Annotated in this window: 16 protein-coding genes; 8 read left to right on the top strand and 8 right to left on the bottom strand. The window is 72.2% G+C overall.

Annotation, left to right across the window (positions count from 1 at the left end; all coding sequences use genetic code 11):
* Positions 1–94: 94 nt before the first annotated feature.
* The 5 genes from ACWD4A_RS11305 to ACWD4A_RS11285 all read right to left on the bottom strand — a co-directional run bounded on the left by ACWD4A_RS11305 (position 95) and on the right by ACWD4A_RS11285 (position 3,779).
* Positions 95–385, bottom strand: a complete 291-nt coding sequence (locus ACWD4A_RS11305) for a Rieske (2Fe-2S) protein (RefSeq protein ID WP_451192306.1) — start codon at positions 383–385, stop codon at positions 95–97.
* Complete coding sequence (locus ACWD4A_RS11300; RefSeq protein WP_451192304.1) at positions 386–1,216, bottom strand: iron-containing redox enzyme family protein; 831 nt, start codon at positions 1,214–1,216, stop codon at positions 386–388.
* A gap of 86 nt (positions 1,217–1,302) precedes the next feature.
* Entirely contained in the window at positions 1,303–2,145 is an 843-nt protein-coding gene (locus ACWD4A_RS11295; RefSeq protein ID WP_451192302.1) for a dihydrodipicolinate synthase family protein, read from the bottom strand.
* Complete coding sequence (locus tag ACWD4A_RS11290; RefSeq protein ID WP_451192300.1) at positions 2,132–2,635, bottom strand: DUF6190 family protein; 504 nt, start codon at positions 2,633–2,635, stop codon at positions 2,132–2,134. The genes ACWD4A_RS11295 and ACWD4A_RS11290 overlap by 14 nt, the downstream gene beginning before the upstream one ends.
* A complete protein-coding gene (locus ACWD4A_RS11285) occupies positions 2,625–3,779 on the bottom strand; it encodes a pyridoxal phosphate-dependent aminotransferase (RefSeq protein WP_451192298.1) in 1,155 nt (384 codons plus the stop codon). Before ACWD4A_RS11285 ends, ACWD4A_RS11290 begins: the two co-directional genes overlap by 11 nt.
* A gap of 340 nt (positions 3,780–4,119) precedes the next feature.
* Here ACWD4A_RS11285 and ACWD4A_RS11280 point away from each other — a divergent pair, with 340 nt between their 5' ends.
* The 3 genes from ACWD4A_RS11280 to aceE all read left to right on the top strand — a co-directional run bounded on the left by ACWD4A_RS11280 (position 4,120) and on the right by aceE (position 8,480).
* Entirely contained in the window at positions 4,120–4,788 is a 669-nt protein-coding gene (locus ACWD4A_RS11280; protein WP_451192296.1) for a GntR family transcriptional regulator, read from the top strand.
* Positions 4,785–5,483: a DsbA family oxidoreductase gene (locus ACWD4A_RS11275; RefSeq protein WP_451192294.1), complete on the top strand. Its 699-nt coding sequence runs from the start codon at positions 4,785–4,787 to the stop codon at positions 5,481–5,483. Before ACWD4A_RS11280 ends, ACWD4A_RS11275 begins: the two co-directional genes overlap by 4 nt.
* A 279-nt stretch (positions 5,484–5,762) precedes the next feature.
* The gene (gene aceE / locus ACWD4A_RS11270) at positions 5,763–8,480 is read left to right on the top strand and encodes a pyruvate dehydrogenase (acetyl-transferring), homodimeric type (RefSeq protein ID WP_451192292.1); all 2,718 of its coding nucleotides are present in this window, start codon (positions 5,763–5,765) and stop codon (positions 8,478–8,480) included.
* 123 nt (positions 8,481–8,603) lie between these two features.
* Here the strand turns inward: aceE and ACWD4A_RS11265 are convergent, their stop codons facing one another.
* Positions 8,604–9,707, bottom strand: coding sequence for a PucR family transcriptional regulator (locus ACWD4A_RS11265; RefSeq protein ID WP_451192290.1), 1,104 nt, complete (start codon positions 9,705–9,707; stop codon positions 8,604–8,606).
* A gap of 262 nt (positions 9,708–9,969) precedes the next feature.
* Here ACWD4A_RS11265 and ACWD4A_RS11260 point away from each other — a divergent pair, with 262 nt between their 5' ends.
* From ACWD4A_RS11260 to ACWD4A_RS11250, 3 genes are all read left to right on the top strand, one after another.
* Positions 9,970–10,626, top strand: a complete 657-nt coding sequence (locus tag ACWD4A_RS11260; protein WP_451192288.1) for a hypothetical protein — start codon at positions 9,970–9,972, stop codon at positions 10,624–10,626.
* A 51-nt stretch (positions 10,627–10,677) separates the two neighbouring features.
* Positions 10,678–12,666, top strand: coding sequence for a flotillin family protein (locus ACWD4A_RS11255; protein WP_451192286.1), 1,989 nt, complete (start codon positions 10,678–10,680; stop codon positions 12,664–12,666).
* A 232-nt stretch (positions 12,667–12,898) separates the two neighbouring features.
* Positions 12,899–17,731 carry a DNA repair ATPase gene (locus ACWD4A_RS11250; RefSeq protein WP_451192284.1) on the top strand — a complete coding sequence of 1,611 codons (4,833 nt, stop codon included), beginning with the start codon at positions 12,899–12,901 and terminating at the stop codon, positions 17,729–17,731.
* On the opposite strand, the gene ACWD4A_RS11245 is transcribed toward ACWD4A_RS11250, so the two are convergent.
* Entirely contained in the window at positions 17,718–18,395 is a 678-nt protein-coding gene (locus ACWD4A_RS11245; protein ID WP_451192283.1) for a DUF4360 domain-containing protein, read from the bottom strand. The genes ACWD4A_RS11250 and ACWD4A_RS11245 overlap by 14 nt on opposite strands.
* Before the next feature lie 158 nt (positions 18,396–18,553).
* Between ACWD4A_RS11245 and ACWD4A_RS11240 the strand changes: the two genes are divergently transcribed.
* Entirely contained in the window at positions 18,554–19,834 is a 1,281-nt protein-coding gene (locus ACWD4A_RS11240; protein WP_451192281.1) for a phosphoribosyltransferase family protein, read from the top strand.
* A 12-nt stretch (positions 19,835–19,846) separates the two neighbouring features.
* Here the strand turns inward: ACWD4A_RS11240 and ACWD4A_RS11235 are convergent, their stop codons facing one another.
* Positions 19,847–20,461: a TetR/AcrR family transcriptional regulator gene (locus ACWD4A_RS11235; RefSeq protein WP_451192279.1), complete on the bottom strand. Its 615-nt coding sequence runs from the start codon at positions 20,459–20,461 to the stop codon at positions 19,847–19,849.
* A gap of 95 nt (positions 20,462–20,556) precedes the next feature.
* On the opposite strand from ACWD4A_RS11235, the gene ACWD4A_RS11230 reads away from it, so the two are divergent.
* Complete coding sequence (locus ACWD4A_RS11230; RefSeq protein WP_451192278.1) at positions 20,557–22,047, top strand: carboxylesterase/lipase family protein; 1,491 nt, start codon at positions 20,557–20,559, stop codon at positions 22,045–22,047.
* The last annotated feature ends 95 nt before the right edge of the window (positions 22,048–22,142 follow it).

Genomic DNA, 22,142 nt, shown 5'->3' with positions numbered 1-22,142 from the left:
GCCACGCCCCGCCCGACCGGGCAACCGTAGCCGGGGCCTGATGCCCCGTCCGGGCATCGACAGCCGTCTCACCCGAACGGGGCTCCAGCAGGGCTCAGTTCACCGGCTCGGGCGACTGCTCCGTGATCTCCCGTACGCACAGCGGGGTGCGGGTGGGGCCGGTGATGGCCTCGCCGGTTTCCAGGGAGAAGCTGGAGTGGTGGAGGGGGCAGGTGATGCGCAGCCGGGCCGCGTTCACATAGCCGTGGGCGAGGTGTCCCTTACGGTGCGGGCAATAGGCGTCGGCCTCGAATTCCCGGTCGCCGATCCGCACCCGGATGCGGTCCGCGCCGATCCGCTCGACACTGATCCGCTCGGCCGGGACCGGTCCGTTCACGTCCGGCATTCAGGCCACCTTCAGCGCGGAGGCGACGGCCGCCTCGGTGGCACCGCCGATGACATCGCTGGCGAGCTTGAAGCCCGTCCACACCTTGGCCGGGTGGAGGTCGGCCTCGGCTTCGAACTCCCGGATGGCCACCTGGAGTTCCTTGGCGTGGAAGTTGTCGATGTGCAGGTGCTCGGTGTAGTAGCGGGCACCGGTCAGCCCGAGCCGGGTGGCGGCGTTCGCGAAGCACTGGAAGGCGTAGAGGATGCTGGACTCCAGGTAGCACAGGGCGCCCAGGAAATACTCCGGGCGGGGCGCTCGGGCGGCCGCCCAGAAGAAGGTGTTGACGTAGGCGTACGTCTCCTCGTTGGTCCGGTCGAGGTAGTCGGACACCTCCAGGGACATGTCCAGTTCGGTCATCAGGTCGCGGTAGATGTTGAAGTGCGCCTGGTCGAGGTTGCCGCAGCCGAACTCGTCGACGAGCACCCGGAAGACGGCCATCTTGGCCTTCTTCGGGAGTCGCCACACGATGGGCAGGAACGACTCCGACTCGGTGAGGCCGTCCACCGCGAACTGCGCGACGACCTCCTTGAACTGCTCGCGGTCGAGGTCCTCCGCCATGACCCGCTCGAACTCGGGCGCGTCGGCCTTCTCCGCCTCCAGCAGGGCCTTCATATGACGGCTCAGGGCCGCCCGGTCGGCCATCTCGGGGGCGGCCGCCTCGATCTCACGGGCGCGGCCGGCGATCAGCCGCTCCTCCAGCTCGTGCAGTTCACGCAGTTCATCAGGGGTGGGTATGGAACGGTTCAGTACGAAGAGGCGGCTGCCGGCCGTACGGGTCGTGGTGGTCACGGAAGACTCCCGGCGGATCACGGTGCTATGGACATACGGATGGGGGTGCCGGCCCGGAGGAGTGGTGTCCGGGCCGGCGCGCGCGGTCAGTTGACAGCCAGTGCGGTGCCGATGACGCCCCGGCGGACCAGCTCCACCTTGACGTGCAGGTACCAGTCGTCCGCCAGGAGCCGGTACCGCTCGGACAGCGCGTCGACGCGGCGCTGCGCGTCCTCCGCGCCCGCAGCGAGCGCCTCGGCGCAGACCGAGGGTTCGAGGTTGGCCAGCGGTCCGACGAAGCCCTGGACGCCGGGGACCTGCCCGATCAGGTGCTCCCAGCCCTGGAAAACGGGCACTCCGGCGGTGCTCTCCGGGTTCGCCAGGTTTTCCAGCAATTTCCGGGTGAACTCGGCGGAGCCGCTGGAGTCCTTGACGCCGGCGATGCCGGGCAGGGCGCAGACCTCGTGGAGCGCCTCGACGTCGAGCGGCGTCCCGGACACCATGTGCTCGTGGTAGACGAACACGGGCAGCGGGCTGCCGTCGAGGACCTCGGTGAAGTGGTCGACGAGCCCGCGACGTCCACCGTCCGCGCCGGGGAACGGCGGAGGCACGACGACCCCGTCGGCGCCCAGTTCGGCGGCGAGCCGGGCACGGGCCAGGACGCCTCCGGCGTCGCCGAGCGCCACCCCGGCGAGTACGGGGGTGCCGTCCGCGTGCTCCACGGTCAGCCGCACCATGTCGGCCCACTGCCCGGGGGACAGGGTCCAGCCCTCGCCGGTGCTGAGGGCGGGCAGGTACGCGGTGACGCGGCCGTGCAGGGACCGCACCAGCGCCGCCACGCTCGTCGCGCACACCCGGCGGTTCTCGTCGACCGGGGTGACGAGGGGCACGAGCGTGCCGCGCAGCTCCTTCAACCGGGCGACGGCCACCGCGCGGTCAGAGCTCGGCATGGTCGGCCTCCAGCACCAGCGACCGCTCGTAGAGCTGGTCCAGCTCCGCCGGGAACACGCCGCGCTCCGCGGCCGGTTCGGGCTCCCGCACGGAGGGTCCGAGTCCGGTCAGCGCCGTCAGCCGCGGGTTGACGGTGACGAGCCGCCCGCCGGTGCCGAGGACCGAGGCGAGCAGCAGCCGGTCGCGCGTCCGCAGCCCCGCGGCCCCGGCGGACGGCCGCACGGCGGCCGCCAGGTCGGTCTCGCTGTAGGCCCGCCGGGAGATCGGCATCAGGGAGTGCAGGACGTCCATGAACGGGTAGTAGGCGTCCTGCACTTCACGCGGCAGGTGCCATACGAAGTCGTCGCAGCGGCCCACTTCCTCGTAGGTCATCACGACGGGCCGGTCGAGGTGGGAGACGAAGAAGGCCGTGCAGGCGGCCCGCACCGACGGGTCGGTGCTGTGCATCCCCATGAAGAGGGACGCGTCCAGGTAGGTCTCAGCGGCCATAACCGTCCACCGCCTCCCGGAGCTTGGTCACGGAGGCCAGGAACTCGCCGGGGTCGCGGGCCAGGGCCACGCGGACGTAGGACTCGCCGCGCTCGGGCTCGTTCCAGAAGAAGTAGGTGCCGGGCAGCACATAGACCTCATGCTCCGCCAGGTGGCGCTGGAGGTCGGTCGCCCGCACCTTGTCGTCCTGGATCCGGAACCAGGCCACGCTGACGTTCACCGTCGGCTCGATGTGCTCCAGCAGGCTGCCCGCGAGCGCCTTCTGCGCGGTCTCCCGGTTGCGGGTGATGACGTCGCGGACCGAGGCCATGCCGTCCTCGATGGAGTCCTCCACATAGCGGGCGAGGAAGTTGAGGACGAACGGCGAGACGTCGAGCAGCACGCTGGTGTGGATGTTGTAGACGTCCTCGTAGAGGTCGCGGCTGCAGGTGAGCAGGGCGCACTTGGCGTCCTGGAGCGGCCAGGTCTTGCCGGTGTCCTCCAGCGCGATGTAGCGGACGCCGGAGGTGTCGAGGAGCTCGTAGAGGTCGAAGCGGCCGAACCGGGGGTCGGCGAGGGCGAAGGCGGCGAAGCAGAGGTCGATGACGAACAGCTTGTCGTGGTCGACGCAGAAGCGGACGACCTCCTCGAATCCCTTGCGGCCGTGGGAGAGAAGGCTGAAGCCGGTGGGGTTGTTGGGGTCGACGAGGAAGAGGGCGTCGGTCTCGACGGACGCGGCGAGCCGCTCGTAGATGCGGTCGACGTCGTGCAGGGCGTCCTCGGGGACCGGGACCGGGTGCACGCCGACGTTGTGCAGCACGTCGGGGAGGTTGTCGAAACACGGCTCGACGAGGCTGACGCTGATGTCGTGGCGTTTGAGGTACATGCCGGCGACCAGGGTCGATATGGAGGCCGCGTAGGAGAGCATGGTCGATTCGGCGCGGACGCTGTTCTGCCCGTGCAGGCGGAAGAAGACCTCCTTGAAGCGGTTCTCCAGATCGGCCTGCCTGGTGTTCTCCGCCTCGTACCACAGCGCGGGCAGCGCGGCGACGATCTCCTGCTGGCCCGGCGACTGGTTCTGGTGGGTGTGGGCGTCGGCGAGGTTGAAACGGGTCTTGAGGGCCTCGATCTCGTGCTGGGTGAGGTCGAGAAGCTGCTCGGTCACGGGTTCTCCTTCGCGGGCTGCTGCGCTGCTTGAGCGACGGGCAGATGCCACGGGGGCCGGTGGGCCTCCGCGTACGGAAGAAACGGCACGCCGCCGGGCGTCCTGCGGATGGCGCACGGGCTTCGACGGCGGCGGATGACAGCGGAAGTTGATGTTCCGTCAGGGAAGGCATGCTGGTCGAGCCGGAAAAACGTGGACCGCGTGGTGCCGCCGGACCGCGTCCGGCCCGGCCGGGGATCGGTCGACGAAGTGGCGTGAAGCAGCCGCGATTTGACCCCCGGTAACGTACGTTAACCGATGATCGATCATCGCTCAAGCCTGTTCTGGAGAACCCTCGCCTATGACCGGAGAGTCAGCCCAACGCCCGGATCCCGGTGCCCGCTTGACCCGCACCTCGCTGAGCGACCAGGTCCGCCGCATCCTGCTCGACCATCTCATGGAGGGCCGGTGGCGGCCGGGCGACCGGATCGTCGAGCGCCGCGTGGCCATGGAACTCGGGGTGAGCCAGGCACCCGTACGGGAGGCCCTGCGCGACCTCCAGGCGATGCAACTGGTCGAGTTATCGCCAAATAGAGGAACGTGGGTACGGGAACTGACACCGCAACGACTGTGTCAGGTCTACCCCGTCCGCGGCGCCCTGGAGCGGCTCGCCGCGGAGCTCGCCCTGGCCCGGCTGGCGGACCGGATCGACGTCCTGGAGGAGCACACGGCGCAGATGCACACCGCGGCGGAGGCCGGCGACGTCGACGGACAGGTGCGCCACGGCGTGGCATTCCACCGGGAGATCGTCGAAGCCGCCGGCAATTCCGTACTGTTGCCCAACTGGGAGTCGCTGACAGTCGAGTTGTGGACGCGGCTGTCCCTCACCCGGCTGCGCACCGAGCTGCACGACAACGCCTCGGACCACGAGCCCCTCGTCGAGGCATTCCGGCGGCAGGACCCGGAGGCCGGGCGGCTCCTGCAACTGCACATCCTGGGCTACGCCCGTCAATCGATTGGAGCGTCATGACCACCACTCCCCCGCCGCAGGACGGCATCCGCCCCGGCGTCATCACCGTCTTCTCCGACATCTGGTGCTCGTTCGCGCACGTGGCCATGCACCGGCTGCACACCACGCGCGAGCGGCTGGGCCTCACGGACCGTGTCCGGCTGAACCACCGCGCGTTCCCCCTGGAGATGTTCAACGGCGGCCCGAGCCCCCGGCCCGGCACGGACTCCGAGGTGGGCGGCGTGGCCCACATCGAGCCGGAGGCCGGCTGGCAGCTGTGGCGGGCGCCCGACTGGAAGTTCCCGTCCACCTCGCTCCCGGCCCTGGAGGCAGTGCAACTCGCCAAGGAGCAGGGGCTGGAGGCCTCCGAGCGGCTGGATCTGGCGCTGCGGCGCGCGTTCTGGGCGGAGAGCAGGTCCATCGGCGCGTACGCCGTGGTGCTGGAGATCGCCGAGGAGACGGAGGGGGTCGATCCGGAGCCCATCGCCGAGGGGCTCACCGAGGGCCGGGCCCGCGCGCTGATCGCCCGTGACTTCCGCTGCGCGAAGGAACACGGCGTCATATGCAGCCCGCACTTCTATCTCGCGGACGGATCAGATCACGCCAATCCCGGGGTCTCGGCGCGCTGGCACGGCGCGTACGGAACGGGCTTTCCCGAGGTAACGGCCAATGACCGGGGCGTTTACGAAGCCATCCTGCGCCGGGCGGCCAGCTGACTCGCAGGTCAGAAATGGTCCGGCGGGCCTGCGGGGAAAAATGATCGATCATCGTTCATTACCGGCCGGTAGATGTTGACTGCAACAACTTCCCGCTCCTAGCGTTGTCGGACGGAAACGCGGTTCCGCCACACGGAATCTGCAGTTCTGACGGGGGCGGGCTCGACGCCTCCGGCGGCCGGTCCACCCGCATGCCTGGCCGCGCGTCTCCACCGCCGGGGCACCACGGCAGAGCGCGGTGCCCCGGTCCCCACCCGGGATTGTGAAAGAGGATCAGCCGTGTCCCAGCTCGACCAACTGCCCGACAAGGACCCGTCAGAGGTCGCCGAGTGGCTGGAGTCCCTGGACTCCGCCACCCGGTTCGGGGGAGCCAACCGGACGGCGTACCTGCTGCGCCGTATGGCGGAACACGCCGAGCGGTCCGGGCTGGACCTCCCTCCGCTCCTGGAGACCCCTTACCTCAACACCATTCCGACCTCCGCCGAGCCCGCCTACCCGGGCGACGAGGAGCTGGAGGCCCGGATCACCGCCTGGAACCGCTGGAACGCGGCCGCCATGGTCACCCGCGGCAACCAGCGCGCGGGGCTCGGCGGCCACATGGCGACCTTCGCCTCCGCGGCCTGGCTCTACGAGACGGGCTTCCAGCACTTCTTCCGCGGCAAAGAGGGGCTGGGGGCACCCCCTGGGGGCACCCCCGGACGGAGTCTGGGGGAGGTAGCTGGGGGAGGCTCGGGCGACCAGCTCTATATCCAGGGCCACGCCTCCCCCGGCATCTACGCGCGCGCTTTCCTGGAAGGCCGTTTGACGGAGGGTCAGCTCGACCGCTTCCGGCAGGAGGCGGGCGGCGACGGCCTGCCCTCCTACCCGCACCCCCGCCGGCTGCCCTGGCTGTGGGAGTTCCCGACCGTCTCCATGGGCCTCGGTCCGCTCTCCGCCATCTACCAGGCCCGGTTCAACCGCTACCTGGAGCACCGCGGGATCAAGGACACCTCGCGGTCGCGCGTCTGGGCGTTCCTCGGCGACGGCGAGATGGACGAGCCGGAGTCGACCGCCGCCCTCGCCCTCGCGGGCCGCGAGCGGCTGGACAACCTCACCTTCGTCATCAACTGCAATCTGCAGCGCCTGGACGGCCCGGTCCGCCCCAACTTCAAGATCGTGCAGGAGCTGGAGGCGCAGTTCCGCGCCGCGGGCTGGAACGTCGTCAAGTCCCTGTGGGGGACGGCCTGGGACAAGCTCTTCGCGCGGGACACCGAGGGCGCGCTGCTCAAGCGGCTGCGCGAGGTGCCGGACGCCCAGTTCCAGACGTACGCCACCGTGGACCCGGCCTACCTCCGCGAGCACTTCTTCGGCGCCGACGGCCCCGCTTCCCCGCTGCACGCCATCGGCGCGGGCCTCGGCGACTCCGAGCTCCTGGAGCTCTTCCGCACCTCCCGCGCGGGCCACGAGCCGCGCAAGGTGTACGCCGCGTACCGCGCCGCCGTCGAGCACAAGGGCGCGCCGACCGTCGTCCTCGTCCAGACCGTCAAGGGCTACACCCTCGGGCCGGGCTTCGAGTCGCGCAACGCCAACCACCAGATGAAGAAGCTCACGGGGAAGGAGTTCCGGGCGATGCGGGATCTGCTCGAACTCCCCATCCCCGACAGCGCACTGGATGGCGAGCTCGTGCCGTACGCCCACCCCGGCGAGAACTCCCCCGAGGTGCGCTACCTGCGCGAGCGCCGGGCCGCGCTCGACGGTCCGGCCCCGGCCCGCAAGGTCGTCGCCAAGCCGCTCCCGCAGCCGTCCGCGAAGCCCTTCGAGGCCCTGCACAAGGGCTCGGGCCGCCAGGAGATCGCCACCACCATGGCCTTCGTCCGGCTGGTCAAGGACCTGATGCGGGAGAAGGAGACCGGTCCGCGCTGGGTGCCCGTCGTCCCCGACGAGGCCCGCACCTTCGGCATGGAGTCGCTCTTCCCCTCGGCGGGCCTGTACTCGCCGGCCGGCCAGACCTACGACCCCGTCGACCGCGACCAGCTCCTGTACTACAAGGAAGCGAAGAACGGGCAGATCCTCAACGAGGGCATCACCGAGGCGGGTTCGCTGGCCGACTTCACGGCGGCCGCCACGTCCTACGCCACGCACGGCGAGCCGATGATCCCGTTCTACATCTTCTACTCGATGTTCGGCTGGCAGCGGACGGCCGATCAGTTCTGGGCGCTGGCCGACCAGTTGGGCCGGGGCTTCGTCATCGGCGCCACGGCGGGCCGGACCACCATGACGGGCGAGGGCCTCCAGCACGCCGACGGCCACTCGCACCTGATCGCGTCCACCAACCCGGCGGCGGTCTCCTACGACCCGGCGTTCGCCTACGAGATCGCGGTCGTCGTCCGCGAGGGCCTGCGGCGGATGTACGGCCCCGACGCCGAGAACGTCTTCTACTACCTCACGGTCTACAACGAGACCAAGATCCAGCCCGCCATGCCCGAGGGTGTCGAGGAGGGCATCCTCAAGGGCCTCTACCGCTTCAAGGCAGCCGCCGAGGCCCCCGCCGAGGCCCCGCGCCTCCAACTGCTGGCCTCCGGCACCGCCGTCCACTGGGCGCTCGACGCGCAGCACCTGCTGGCCGACGACTGGGGCGTGGCCGCCGACGTGTGGTCCGCCCCCTCCTGGACCGAGCTGCGCCGCGACGCCCTGTCCTGTGACGCGGCGCAGCTCAAGGGCGAGGACCGGATCCCGTACGTCACCCAGGCCCTGCACGGCGCACCGGGCCCGGTCGTCGCCGTCAGCGACTGGATGCGCGCGGTCCCGGACCAGATCGCCCCGTGGGTCGAGCAGGACTGGACCTCCATCGGCACGGACGGCTTCGGCCTCTCCGACACACGCGAGGCGGCCCGCCGCCACTTCGGCGTGGACCCGCAGTCGGTGACGGTGACAGCGCTCGCCGCGCTGGCACGGCGGGGTGAGGTGAAGCCGGAGACGGTGCGGGACGCTGCGCGGCGGTACGGCTTGGAGGGCTGATCCGCTCACGCGAAGGCCCCGCCCGCACACCTTGAAAAAGGGAAGCACGGGCGGGGCCGATGGGGTATCGCTCAGCCGGGGCCTGCTCCGGCCAGACCCATGCGCCATGTGGTCTGTAAAAAATCACAGCTCCTTCGACGGCCAGTCGAGCAGTCGGGCGCCGATGACGGCGGTCTGCAGCGTGTAGCGGTGCATCGGGTCGGCGGGGTCGGACCCCGTCAGGCGGTGGATGCGTTCCAGACGGTACGTCAGGGCCCTTACGCTCAGGGAGAGTCGGCGGGCGGCCTCGGCCGCGACGCAGCCCGAGTCGAAATAAGCGGTCAGTGTGTCGAGAAGGGGCACCGCCCCGCCGCGGGCTTCCCGGAGCGGGCCGAGTGTCGAGCGGACGAGGTCGGCCATCGCCTGTCGGTCCCGGGTCAGGACGGGGAAGACCAGGAGGTCGGCCGCGTGCAGTACGGGGTTGTCGAGGCCCATGCGCTCGGCGAGGTCGAGGGCGCCGAGCGCCTCCTCGTAGGAGTGGACGACGCCGCCCGCGCCCGGGTGCGGGCGGCCGATCGCGACCCGGCCGCCGTCGGTGGCCGCGTACGCCTGTTTGGTGAAGAATCGCAGGACGTCGTCCTGATCGCCGGGCGCGACGCAGATGAGCCGCCCGTCCTTGGTGGTCAGCAGGATGTGCCGGTCGCCGAAGCGGACGTTGAGCACGCTCTCCACCCGACGCATGACCGGGTGGGCGTCGTCGTACGGCTCGGGTCCGGCGACGACGGCCACCGCGTGGGCGCGGGCGAGCCGCAGCCCGAAGCGTTCGGCGCGCTCGGACAGTCGGCCCAGGTCGCTGCGCCCGTAGAGGAGGTCATCGATGAACTCCCGGCGTGCGGCCTCCTCCTTGCGGACGGCCAGCCGCTGGGCCCGCTCGTACCCTTCCGCGAACGCGTCGATGGCCTGCTCGGCGGCGGCGAGGACGGTCGCGGCGGTGGTGCGTACGCCCGAGGCCCCGCCGTCCGCGCCGGGGCCGGCGGGCAGCCGGGTCCAGAGGGCGCGGGTCGCGGAGAGGTGGCCGACGACGAGGCCGCGCAGGCCCCGGCCGTCCTCGGCGGCGCGCTCGCCGAGCACGCGGCGCGACTCCAGTTCGTCGCGGCGCAGCCGCCTGCCGGTGGCGGAGGCCTCGGTCAGGAGGTCGGCATAGCCCTTCAGATAGTCGTCGAGGTCGGGTATCTCCCGGTCCGTCACGCGCGCTCCCCGTTTCTTGACGCGCCCCTGATGTTTTCTTAGCGCGCGGCCTCAAGGGTGCCAGATGCCCGGGAGGTGACAGCACCCTGCATCAAGGAAGCGTAAAGATTGCCGGTAACCGGCAATGCGTACAGACGTTCAACGCTGTCACCATGGACGGGCAGGACACGGGGGTGGAGCTCGATGCCAGGTTCCGGAAGCGGGACCGGACATCGAGCTCCTGCCGGGTCGTACCGGGCACACAAGAACGGAGAGCGGGCCGATGGGTGACTTCCTCACGGCGGCGCTCGCTTTCCCGGCCGCCGTGTTCGGCTTCGCGCTGCTTGTCGTCATCGGCTATTGGCTGCTGGTGCTGTGCGGCGGAGTCGACGCGGACAGCGGCGGCCATCACGGCGGGGCGGACGGGCACGACGGCACGGATCATCCGGGTGCGGCCGGGCTGCTCGCCGCGGCCGGGCTGGGCGGGGTGCCCGCCTCCGTCGCCGTGTCGCTGCTGATCGCCCTCGCCTGGTTCCTGTCACTGGCGGGCACCGCCCTCCTCCAGACATCCGGTCTGTCCGGCCGTGCGCAACTCCTGGCCGGTGCCGCCGTGCTGCTGGGCGCGGTCTGCGGCTCCTGGGCCGGCACCCGGCTGCTCGTCCGGCCGCTGGGCAGGCTCTTCCCGGAGGAACGCCCGCCCTCCCGGCTCGACTTCGTCGGCCGCGTCTGCGTCATCCGTACCGGCCGTGTGGACGGCGGGTTCGGGCAGGCGGAGGTGGCCGCGGAGGACGGGTCGACGGCGATCGTCCAGGTCCGCACGGACGACTCCGGCCTCGCCTCGGGCTCGACGGCCCTCATCTTCGACTACGTCCCCGAGGGCGAGTTCTTCCTGGTCACGCCGTTCGACGCGGCGCTCGACCCGGGCTCCCCGGCCGTGTGACACGGCCTGCGCGCCCGCTCTTTTCGACAACTCACCGACAGAGGTTCCACCATGGATGCCACCGCCATCGGGATCGGCGTGCTCGTCGCCGTCCTGCTGCTGATCGCCCTCGGGGTGCTGTTCACCGTCAGCCGCCTCTTCCGCAAGGTCGAGCAGGGCAAGGCGCTGATCATCTCCAAGACGAAGCGGGTCGACGTCACCTTCACCGGTGCCGTCGTGCTGCCGGTGCTGCACAAGGCCGAGTACATGGACATCTCGGTGAAGACCATCGAGATCCGGCGCACCGGCCGCGAGGGGCTGATCTGCCAGGACAACATCCGGGCGGACATCCACATCAACTTCTTCGTCCGGGTCAACAAGACCGTCGAGGACGTCATCAAGGTCGCCCAGGCCATCGGCACCCAGCGGGCCAGCGACCCGCGCACGCTGCAGGAGTTCTTCGCCGCGAAGTTCTCCGAGGCGCTGAAGACGGTGGGCAAGCAGCTGGACTTCGTGGACCTCTACACCAAGCGCGAGGAGTTCCGGGACCGGATCATCGCCGTCATCGGCACCGACCTCAACGGCTACCACCTGGAGGACGCGGCCATCGACTTCCTGGAGCAGACCCCGCTCACGCAGCTGGACGCCGCCAACATCCTCGACGCCCAGGGCATCCGCAAGATCACCGAGTTGACGGCGATCGAGCACGTGCGCACCAACGAGTTCCAGCGCACCGAGGAGAAGGAGATCACCCGGCAGAACGTCGAGGCCCGGGAGGCGGTCCTGGAGCTGGAGCAGCGGCAGGCCGACGCGGAGATCAAGCAGACGCGGGAGATCGAGACCGTACGGGCCCGGGAGGAGGCGGAGACCGCGCGGGTCCAGGCGGAGGAGCGGCTGCGTTCCCACACCGCGCACATCCGGACCGAGGAGCAGCTCGGCATCCAGAACGAGAACCGCGAGCGCGAGGTGGCCGTCGCGCAGAAGAACCGCGAGCGGGTCATCGCCGTGGAGAACGAGCGCATCGAGAAGGACCGGATGCTGGAGGTCATCGCCCGGGAGCGGGAGACCCAGCTGCGGCGGATCGCCGCCGACAAGGAGGTCGAGGCGGAGAAGCGCGAGATCGCCGACGTCGTCCGGGAGCGGATCGCGGTCGAGAGGACCGTCGCCGCCCAGGAGGAGGAGATCAAGAAGCTCCGCACGGTCGAGGAGGCGGAGCGGGAGCGCCAGGCGCTGGTCATCCGCGCCGAGGCGGAGGCCCAGGAGCGGCTCGTCAAGGACATCAAGGCGGCGGAGGCGGCGGAGCAGGCCGCGGCGCACCGGGCGGGCGAGATGCTGACGGCGGCGGAGGCCCGCCGCAAGGCCGCCGAGCTGGACGCGGAGGCCGCCGTCCGGCTCGCCGAGGGCAAGCGCGCCGACGCGGCCGCGCTCGGTCTCGCGGAGGCGGAGGTGCGGATGCGGGACGCCGAGGCCATCGCGAAGGTCGGCCACGCGGAGGCCGAAGTCGCCCGGGAGAAGGCCCTGGTGAGCGCCGAGGGCCTCAAGCAGAAGCTCAAGTGCGAGGCGGAGGGCCTCACGGAGAAGGCGGCGGCGATGGCCGCGCTGGACGCGGCGAGCCGCGAGCACGAGGAGTTCCGGCTGCGGCTGGAGGCCGACAAGGACGTACGGCTGGCGGGCATCGACGTCCACCGCAAGGTCGCGGAGGCGCAGGCGTCCGTCCTCGCCACCGGGCTGGAGAACGCGAAGATCGACATCGTGGGCGGGGAGAGCGTCTTCTTCGACCGGCTCGTGAACTCCATCGCGCTGGGCAAGGGCGTGGACGCCTTCGTCGAACGCTCGGAGACGGTGCGGAACATGGCCGGGCCGTGGCTCGGCGAGGACTCCTCCTTCACGAAGGACCTGGGCGCGCTGGCAGCGGGGCTGGGGGCCGGTGGCCTGCGCGATGTGACGATCGCGGGAGCGCTGTCAGGTTTGCTGGAGTCGGCGCAGGCCGGTGGGTTGAGCGATGTGAAGCTCGGTGACCTGGCCGGTCGGGCGCCCCAGGTCAACGGCACCCCCAAGTAACCGGCGGTTTTTGTTCCCCAGCCCCGCCCCTTCCCGAAACCGGGGGAGACCCCCGGACCCCCGACCGCGCTGACGCGCGGTGTCCTCAAACGCCGGACGGGCTGAAATACCCGCAGGCTGCGGACCACAGCCGGCAAATCCAGCCCGTCCGGCGTTTGAGGACGCGCCCGAAGGGCGCCCCCGCCGCAGGCGGCAACGGCGGGACGAGAGACCAGACACAGAAAGTCGCACCATGGACACCGGCACCTACGACGTACTCCGCGACCGCCTAGCCGCGCAGGCGACCACGCTCACCCGGGCGGTCGAGGCGCTCAACACCCGCCGCACGGAGACGTTCGGCGCCACCGATCTGCACCTCCTGCGCACCGGCCGGCTCCGTACCGACCGCACCTGCACCCCGCGCGACGTCGCGGCGGTCGGCGGGCACCTTCTCGTCGGCTACGCGGACACCGCCGCGGACCACGTGTTCGCGCTCCACACCGTCCCCGGGCTCGACCGCGCCCCCGACGGCACGCTGCCCGGCCTGCTCCACGACCCCGCGTTCGTCAAGGAGTTCGGCGAGCTGCACCGCTACTACCGCGACGCCGGGCTGACCCGGCTGCGGCCGCTCGACGGCAAGCTCCTCGCCGTCTTCCGGACCGGTCCGCTGCCCGGCGACCGGCGGGTGCTGCGCTGGCGGACCGACGTCGACGGGACCCCGTCGTACCTGGACGCGCGGGGCGACCGCGACGACGTCCCGCCGTCCGCCGGGGACGTCGAGTGGACGCCCACCACGCGCGACGACCACGTCCTGGGCCGCCATCCGCACATCGCCGTCGGCGGCGAGCTGTTCGTCTCGACCGTGGGCGGCGCCCTGACCGTCAAGACCGAGAACGAGACGGAGACGGACGGGGGCCGCATCCACAGCGAGCCCGTCGACGAGCCGCTGCAGTCCCTCGCCGACGCCGCCGTCGAGCACGCCCGCACCGGTCCGCTGATCCTGGTGCGCGTCCGCCCGTACAACGAGACGGCCTGGCGTCACCTCGTCTTCAACACCGTCACCGGGGACCTGGCGCGCCTGGACGGCATCGGGCGCGCGTGCCTGCTGCTCCCGGACGGCCAGGGCATCATCTTCCCCGGCGGCTACTACCTGGCCACCGGGGACACCAGGACCTTCGACACCGGCGCCGAGGGGGAAGCGCTCGCGTTCGACCGGACCGTCCGCTCCCCCAACGGCGAGGACGTCCTCTACGCCTTCCGCTCCCCCGCCGACGGGCGGAGCCTGCTGCTCTCCTACAACCTCATCCGCAAGGAGGTCACGGGCACGATCGTCTGTCAGGGCCACGCGCTCCTCGACGACGGCACGCTCGTCACGCTCGGGGCGGGAACGGGCGAGCCGGCCCGTGTGCACACGGTGCAGATCTGGCGGAGCCCGTACGCCTCCGACGCGCACGCCGCCGCGCTGCCCGTCGGCACCGGCCCCCTGGAGCGGATCGGCAACGCCGATCTGGTGCGCGGCATCTCCGCGTGCCTGACCGTGGCCAGGATGGCCGCCGGGACGGCGCCGACGAGTGCCGTGTTCGAGGAGATCGACGCCGCGTGCGCCCGGGTCACGGACCGCTTCCCCTGGCTCGCCGACCCGGAACTGGGCGGCCTGGCCGCCCCGCTCGCGGAGATCCGGGCCACGGCCGCGCAGGTGCTGCGGGAGTTCGAGACCGTGCGGGCCCTCACCCGGCAGGCCGCCGACGCACTCGGCGAGGCGGCGGTGCACATCGCCTCGCTCGTGCGCCGCGTCCGCGGCGAGGCGCCCCGCACCGCCGACGCCTGGATCGGTCAGCTCACCGAACTGCGCCGGGCCCAGGGCAGGCTCGCCACCCTGCGGGACCTGCGGTACGCGGACGTCGAGCGCGTCGACGCGCTGGCCGCCGGGGTCGAGGACGACATCGCCGCGACCGCGCAGCGGGCCGTCGCGTTCCTCGCGCGCCCCGACGCCTTCGCCGGTCACCACGCGGACGTCGAGCGGCTGACCGCCGACGCCGGGGCCATCGACACCGTCGCGGCCGCCGGGCCCGTGGGCGACGACCTCGACGAGCGCGCCGAGGGCCTGCGCGTCCTCACCGAGGTCGTCGCGGGCCTGGACATCGGGGACGCGACCGTGCGCACCGGCATCCTGGAGCGGATCGCCGAGGTCCTCGGCGGCGTCAACCGCGCCCGTGCCACACTCGCCGCCCGGCGCCGCGAGCTCCTCGACCAGGAGGGCCGCGCCGGGTTCGCCGCCGAGTTCGCGCTGCTGGGGCAGGCCGTCACCGGCGCGCTCGCCGCCGCCGGCACCCCCGAGGCCTGCGAGGAGCAACTCGCCCGGATCCTGCTCCAGTTGGAGAACCTGGAGTCGCGGTACGCCGAGTCGGACGGCTTCCTGGAGGAGCTGTCCGCGAAGCGCGCCGACGTCCACGAGGCCTTCGCGTCCCGGCGGCAGACCCTGGAGGACGGCCGGGCCCGGCACGCGGAGCGCCTCGCGGGCTCCGCGGCACGCGTCCTGGAGACCGTCCACCGCAGGGCCGCCGCCCTCGCCGACACGGACGCGGTCAACACCTACTTCGCCTCCGACCCCATGGTCGCCAAGGTGCGCCGCACCGCCGACGAACTGCGGCGGCTCGGCGACCGGGTCCGGGCCGACGAGCTCGACGGGCGCGTCGAGGCCGCGCTCCGGCAGGCCGGGCGCGGCGTGCGCGACCGCGCCGACCTGTACACCGACGGCGGTTCGGCCGTCCGCCTCGGGCGCCACCGCTTCACCGTGCACACCCGGGCCGTCGACCTCACCCTCGTCCCGCACGGGGACGGCCTCGCCTTCGCCCTGACCGGCACGGACTACCGCTCCCCCGTCACCGACCCCGGCTTCGCGGCCACCCGCCCCTACTGGGAGCAGCTGCTGCCCTCGGAGAACCCCGAGGTCTACCGCGCCGAGCACCTCGCCGCGCGCCTTCTCGCCGAGCACGGCCCGGCCGCCCTGGACGAGGCCGGGCCGGACGGCCTCGCCGCCCTCGTCCGGGCGGCGGCCGACGCCGCGTACGACGAGGGCTACGAGCGCGGCGTGCACGACCACGACACGACGGCGATCCTCGCGGCCCTGCTGCGCCTGCACACGGACGCGGGCCTGCTGCGGTATCCGCCGGCCGCGCGGGCCGCCGCCCAGCTGTTCTGGGCGTACGGCACCGACGGGGCGGCCCGCGAGGTCTGGGCGCTGCGCGCCCGGTCGCTGGCGCGTGCCCGCGAGACGTTCGGGCTCGCGCCCGCCGTCGACGGGCTCACGGCCGAACTGGCCGCCGCGATCGCCTCGTTCGAGGGCCGCGCCCCGGCGGACGCCGCGCTCGCCGCGGAGTACCTCTTCGAGGAGCTGGCCCACGGGGCCGAGGGCTTCGTGACGGGCGCCGGGGCGCGGGCGGTCGTCGCCGGGTTCCGCCGCGCGGCGGGCGGCCACGCGTACGACGACGAGCTCCGGGCCCTCGGCGGGGTGGACGCCCCGTACGGGAACCTCGCCGCCCGCCGTCAGCTCGTCGAGGCGTGGCTCGGCGCGTACGCCGCCGGTCGCGGCGAGGACGTCGACCCGGGCGACCTGGCGGAGGCCGTCGCCGTGGAACTGTGCGCCGGCCTGCCTCGGTACGACGTCACGGCGCCGCTCACGGCGGGCGTCGACGGGCTGCTGGGCAGCCATCCCCGGATCGGCGGCCGCCGGATCGAGCTGCGGCTCGACGAGGTGCTCACCCGGACCCGTCGCTTCCGCGAGGAGACCGTGCCGGGCTTCCGCGCCTTCCGGCGGCAGCGGAACGCGCTCGTCGCGGCGGAGCGCTCCCGGCTGCGGATCGACGAGTTCAGGCCCCGGCCGATGAGCGGCTTCGTGCGCAACCGGCTCGTCGACGAGGTCTACCTCCCGCTGATCGGCGACAACCTCGCCCGGCAGCTGGGCGCGGCGGGCGACGCCGGGACCACCGACAACAGCGGTCTGCTGCTGCTCGTCTCACCGCCCGGCTACGGCAAGACGACCCTCATGGAGTATGTCGCCGACCGCCTCGGCCTGCTCTTCGTCAAGGTCGACGGGCCCGCGCTGGGGCGCTCCGTCACCTCGCTCGACCCGGCGGAGGCGCCCGACGCCACGGCCCGCCAGGAGGTGGAGAAGATCAACTTCGCGCTGGAGGCGGGCGGCAACACCCTCCTGTATCTCGACGACATCCAGCACACCTCGCCCGAGCTGCTCCAGAAGTTCATCTCCCTGTGCGACGGGCAGCGCCGCATGGAGGGGGTGCGGCAGGGCCGGTCGCGCACGTACGACCTGCGGGGCAAGCGGTTCGCGGTCTGCATGGCGGGCAACCCGTACACCGAGTCCGGCGGGGTCTTCCGCGTCCCCGACATGCTCGCGAACCGCGCCGACGTCTGGAACCTCGGCGATGTGCTGACCGGCAAGGAGGAGGCCTTCGCGCTCAGCTTCGTCGAGAACGCCCTGACCTCCCACCCGGTGCTCGCCCCGCTCGCCGGACGCGAACGGGCCGACCTGGAGCTGCTGCTCCGGCTGGCCCAGGACGACACGACCGCCCGGCCGGACCGGCTCGCGCACCCGTACGCGCCCGCCGAGCTGGACCGCGTCCTCGCCGTCCTGCGGCACGTGCTCACCGTCCGGCGCACGGTGCTCGCCGTCAACGCGGCCTACATCGCCTCCGCCGCGCAGTCCGGGGCGACGCGCACCGAGCCGCCGTTCCGGCTGCAGGGCTCGTACCGCGACATGAACAAGATGACCGCGCGGATCGACCCCGTCATGAACGGCGCCGAGCTGGCCGCCCTCGTCGACGACCACTACAAGGGCGAGGCCCAGACCCTGACGGAGGGCACCGAGGCCAATCTCCTCAAACTCGCCGAGCTACGCGGTGTTCTGACGTCTCATCAGGCGGAGCGGTGGGAGGAGATCAAGGAGGCCCATGTGCGCGCACAGCGGTCTGGCGGCTCCGACGAGGACCCGCTCGCCCGCGCGGTCGCGGCCCTCGGCATCCTCGCGGACCGCCTCGCGGCGGTGGAGACGGCGATCAGTCGCCGCTGAGGTCCGGCGGGCACTGCTTCCAGGCGAGGCGGTAGACGCTGTCGATGGTGTCGCCGGGGGTGCCGAGCGTCATGGAGCTGGTGGTCGTCGCCGGGTCCGAGGTGCCCGCGTCCACCCGCAGCACGGTGTTGACGGTGAGGTTCCGCTGCTCGCCGCACGGGGCGTAGACGAGGTCGGCGACGTCGATGCCGTCGACGAACTGCCACGCGTCGTCGAACGGGCCGACGAGGGGATGGCTCCTGGAGGTGGTGACCGACGAGCCCTGGAAGTAGTAGTCGGTCCTGAACAGGCCCGTGGCCCCCTTCTCCAGGTGCGCGAGGCCGCTGTGGTCGGCCCCGGCGATCGCGTAGGTGAACCCGCGCGGTACGTGGACGTTCAGTCCGATCTGGCAGTTCTTCCGGAAGTCCGTGGGACCGGCGCCGACACCGACCCGGGCGGTGGCACTTCCTCGCGAGATGGTGAAGGCCATGTTGTCGGGCGCCACCGCCACGCTCGCCCATGGCGGCAGGCCACAGCCCGAACCGTTGACGGTCGTCAGCTCGATGACGACTCTGCCGGGCGGGGGCGGCCCTTCTCCGGTGGCGGCCGCTCCGATCGTTCCGAACGGGAACACCGTGGCCACGAGGGCCGCGGCCGTGGTGCCGATCATCGCCGACCCGATCATGGAGATCCCTCCTGCCGTGTCATGGCCCCCCGCGCGGGACTCATGCCACCACCCGATCACGGTGCGTGTACAGGTCGGCTTGAGCCGTTCGTACCGCGTGCCGGGCCGGGACCGCCCTCCCGAGGCACCATGGAGGTGGGGCGCCGAGGAGGTGGCACATGTTCTTCGGGAACCGGCTCGACGCCGGTCGGCAACTGGCCGCCCGCCTGGCACGGTTCAAGGGCACGGACGTGGTGGTGCTCGGGCTGCCCCGGGGCGGGGTGCCGGTCGCCGCGGAGGTCGCCGGGGCGCTCGGCGCACCGCTGGACGTGTGCCTGGTGCGGAAGCTCGGCGTGCCCGCCCAGCCCGAGCTGGCCATGGGGGCGCTCGGCGAGGGCGGCGTCCGCGTGCTCAACGACGAGGTGCTGCGGGCCGCGCGCGTCACACCGGACGAACTGGCCCGGGTCGAGGAGCGCGAGCGTACGGTGCTCCTTCAGCGCGCCCGGACGTACCGGGGGGAGCGCGAGCCCCTCGGGGTCGGGGGACGCACGGTGCTGGTGGTCGACGACGGCCTGGCCACGGGGGCGACCGCGCGGGCGGCCTGCCGGATCGCCCGTGCGCGCGGAGCCGCGCGGATCGTGCTGGCCGTCCCCGTGGCACCGCCGGGCTGGACCGCCCGGCTGGGCGGGGACGCCGACGAACTCGTCTGCCTCGACACCCCCGCGGACTTCTTCGCGATCAGCCAGTTCTACGCCGAGTTCCCGCAGACCGACGACGCCGAGGTCGTCGCCTGCCTGAGGCGTCACGCGGCCGCCGCGCCCGAGGACCGGGAAGTGGAGGTAGGGGCCGGGCCGGTGGTCCTGCGCGGGCAGTTGACGGTGCCCGCCGGCGCGGCCGGGATCGTGGTGTTCGCCCACGGCAGCGGCAGCAGCCGGCACAGCCCCCGCAACCGGTTCGTCGCCACCGGCCTGAACCGCGCCGGTCTCGGCACCCTGCTCTTCGACCTCCTCACCGGGGCGGAGGAGGCCGACCGCGCCAACGTCTTCGACACCACCCTCCTGGCCGGCCGCCTCACGGACGCCACCGCCTGGCTGCGCGAACAGCCCGGGGCCGGCGGGCTCGCGGTGGGATTCTTCGGCGCCAGCACCGGCGCGGCCGCCGCGCTGTGGGCGGCGGCGGAGCCGGGCGCGACGATCGCCGCGGTCGTCTCCAGGGGTGGCAGACCCGACCTGGCCGGACCGCGGCTCCCGGCGGTGGCGTCCCCCACGCTGCTGATCGTCGGCGGCGCCGACACGATGGTCCTCGACCTCAATCGCCGGGCCCAGGACCGGTTGCGCTGCGAGAACCGGCTCGCCGTCGTCCCCGGCGCCACCCACCTCTTCGAGGAGGCGGGCGCGCTGGAGACGGTCACCGCCCTTGCCAGGGAGTGGTTCACCGACCATATGACTCCCGGGCCATGACCATGCGTCAGCTCAGCGCCGCTCGTGGCCGTCCGTGGCGAACAGTGTGTCGAGGTGCCGGTCGACGGCGGTGAGCACGTCCTGGGAATCGATCACACCGAGTTCGATGAGGGGGGTGAAGCCGGTGAGCGCGAGGAGCAGGTTGGTCTCCGTCGCCGGGTCGCGGTCGGCCGGGATATGACCGTCGGCGATCGCCTGGCGGACCAACTGCTCGACGAGGGCGCGCCCTTGGAGCATCCCGCTGCGCGCCCGCGCGTGGACGTCCGCGTCGTGCAGCGCTTCCAGGACGTAGGCGGCGCTCATCCGGCTGGTCGCCCGGGCGTCGGCATGCAGCGGGAGCGTTTCGACGAGCATCACCCGCAGGACGTCGCGGGGGTGCGGCGTGTCGCCGAACGGCCGCAGGCCCTGGGCGACGCGCAGCGCGGACTGCTCGGCCGCGAAGTCCATGGCGAAGGTCAGCATCGCCTGACGGGACGTGAAGTAGTGCTGCAACTGCCCGAGGGAGATGCCCGCCTCCTGCGCCACCTCGCGCATGGTCAGGTGCGGCACGCCACGTCGCTCCACCACCCGCCACAGCGCGCGGGCGATCGCCTGACGGCGTTCATGGTGATCCACCTGTTTCGGCATCGTCGGCTCCTCCACGGGCCTCTTTTTCCATACGGTTGACATAATACAGCTGACCTACAACGCTGGAGGCCCGAGCGGGAAGGGGAGGGAACGACATGCCCGATCAGCCGGAGGTACGTACCGAGGACGGTGTGGTGCGGGGGCGGTGGCGCCAGGGGAACGCGGTGTTCCGCGGCATCCCCTATGCCCGGCCGCCGGTGGGGCCGCTCCGGTTCGCCGCCCCCGAGCCGCCGGAGCCCTGGGAAGGGACGAGGGAGGCCGCGGAGTTCGGACCCGTGGCGCCGCAGTCCGGGCCGGCTGTCGCGAGTCCGGCCGACGGCGCGGACTGGCTGACGCTCAACGTCTGCACCCCGGACCCCGGAGCGGCCGGGCTGCCGGTGCTGGTGTGGATCCACGGCGGCGCCTATGTCGCGGGCACGTCGGGCGACCCGATGTACGACCCGGCGGCACTGGCCGGGGCGGGGCTCGTCGTGGTGAGCGTCAACTACCGGGTGGGCGCCGAGGGCTTCGCCCTCCTCGAAGGCGCCCCGGCCAACCGTGGACTGCTGGACCAGATCGCGGCCCTGCACTGGGTGCGGCGCAACATCGCCGCCTTCGGGGGCGACCCCGGCCTCGTCACGGTGGCGGGGCAGTCCGGCGGGGCCGGGTCGATCGCCGCCCTGCTGACGATGAAGCCGGTACGCGGCCTGTTCCGGCGCGCCATCACCCACTCCGTGCCGGGCATCCACTGCACCCCCGCCCTGGCCGAACAGGTCGCCGTGGCCCTCGCGGACGGACTCGGCACCGAACCGACCGCCGCGGCGCTCTCCGCCGTCGACCCGCGACGCCTGGCCGATGAGCTCACCGCCTTCAGTGCCACCCTGCCCGCCTACCGCGAGCGCTGGGGACGGCTCTCCGGAACCGGTTTCGCCGTCTGCCCCGTCGTCGACGGCACGATCCTGCCCGAAACACCCTGGTCCGCGCTGGCCGGTGCCCGCGCGAGCGGCATCGACCTGCTCGTCGGGCATACCCGCGACGAATTCCGGCTGTTCAGCGTCATGACCGGGCGCCTGGGCACCTTCACCGAGCAGGATGCCCGTACCGCCGCGAACCTGTTCGCGCCCGTGCCGGACGGCGGGACCGCCTACCGCGCCGCCCACCCGGACGCCACCGCGGAGGAACTCTTCGAACTGGTCTATTCCGACGCCCTCTTCCGCATGCCGTCACTGCATCTGGCCCATGCGAACACCGTGGCCGGCGGCACCTCGTTCCTGTTCGAACTGCGGCTGCCCTCCCCGGCCCTCGACGGCGTACTGGGCGCCTGCCACAGCCTCGACGTCCCGCTGGCGTTCGGCACACTGGACAGCCCCACCGGCCGGCAGCTCTTCGGCGACCGGCCCACCCCCGAGGCCGTCGCGGTCTCGCGGGAACTCCGGCAGGCGTGGATCGACTTCGCCACCACCGGCCGCCCAGGGTGGGACGCCTACCGCCCCGACCGGCAGCTCACCCGCGTTCTGGACACCGGCTCGACGACCTCGCCCTACCCCGAACAACCCTCCTGGAAGATCTGGGAGGACCACCCTCCCACCACGTTCGACCTCGTATAGGCACGCGGGCGGTCACGCGGGACCCCGGCAGCACCCGGTCGCGTCTGAGTACGTGACTGAGTACGAGCGCTCAGGGCGGGGCCGGGCCGCGCGGG

The sequence above is a fragment of the Streptomyces sp. NPDC002537 genome, from assembly GCF_053594975.1.
The sequence above is the reverse complement of the archived record's forward strand: the minus strand, read 5'-3'. Positions and strand labels throughout refer to the sequence as shown.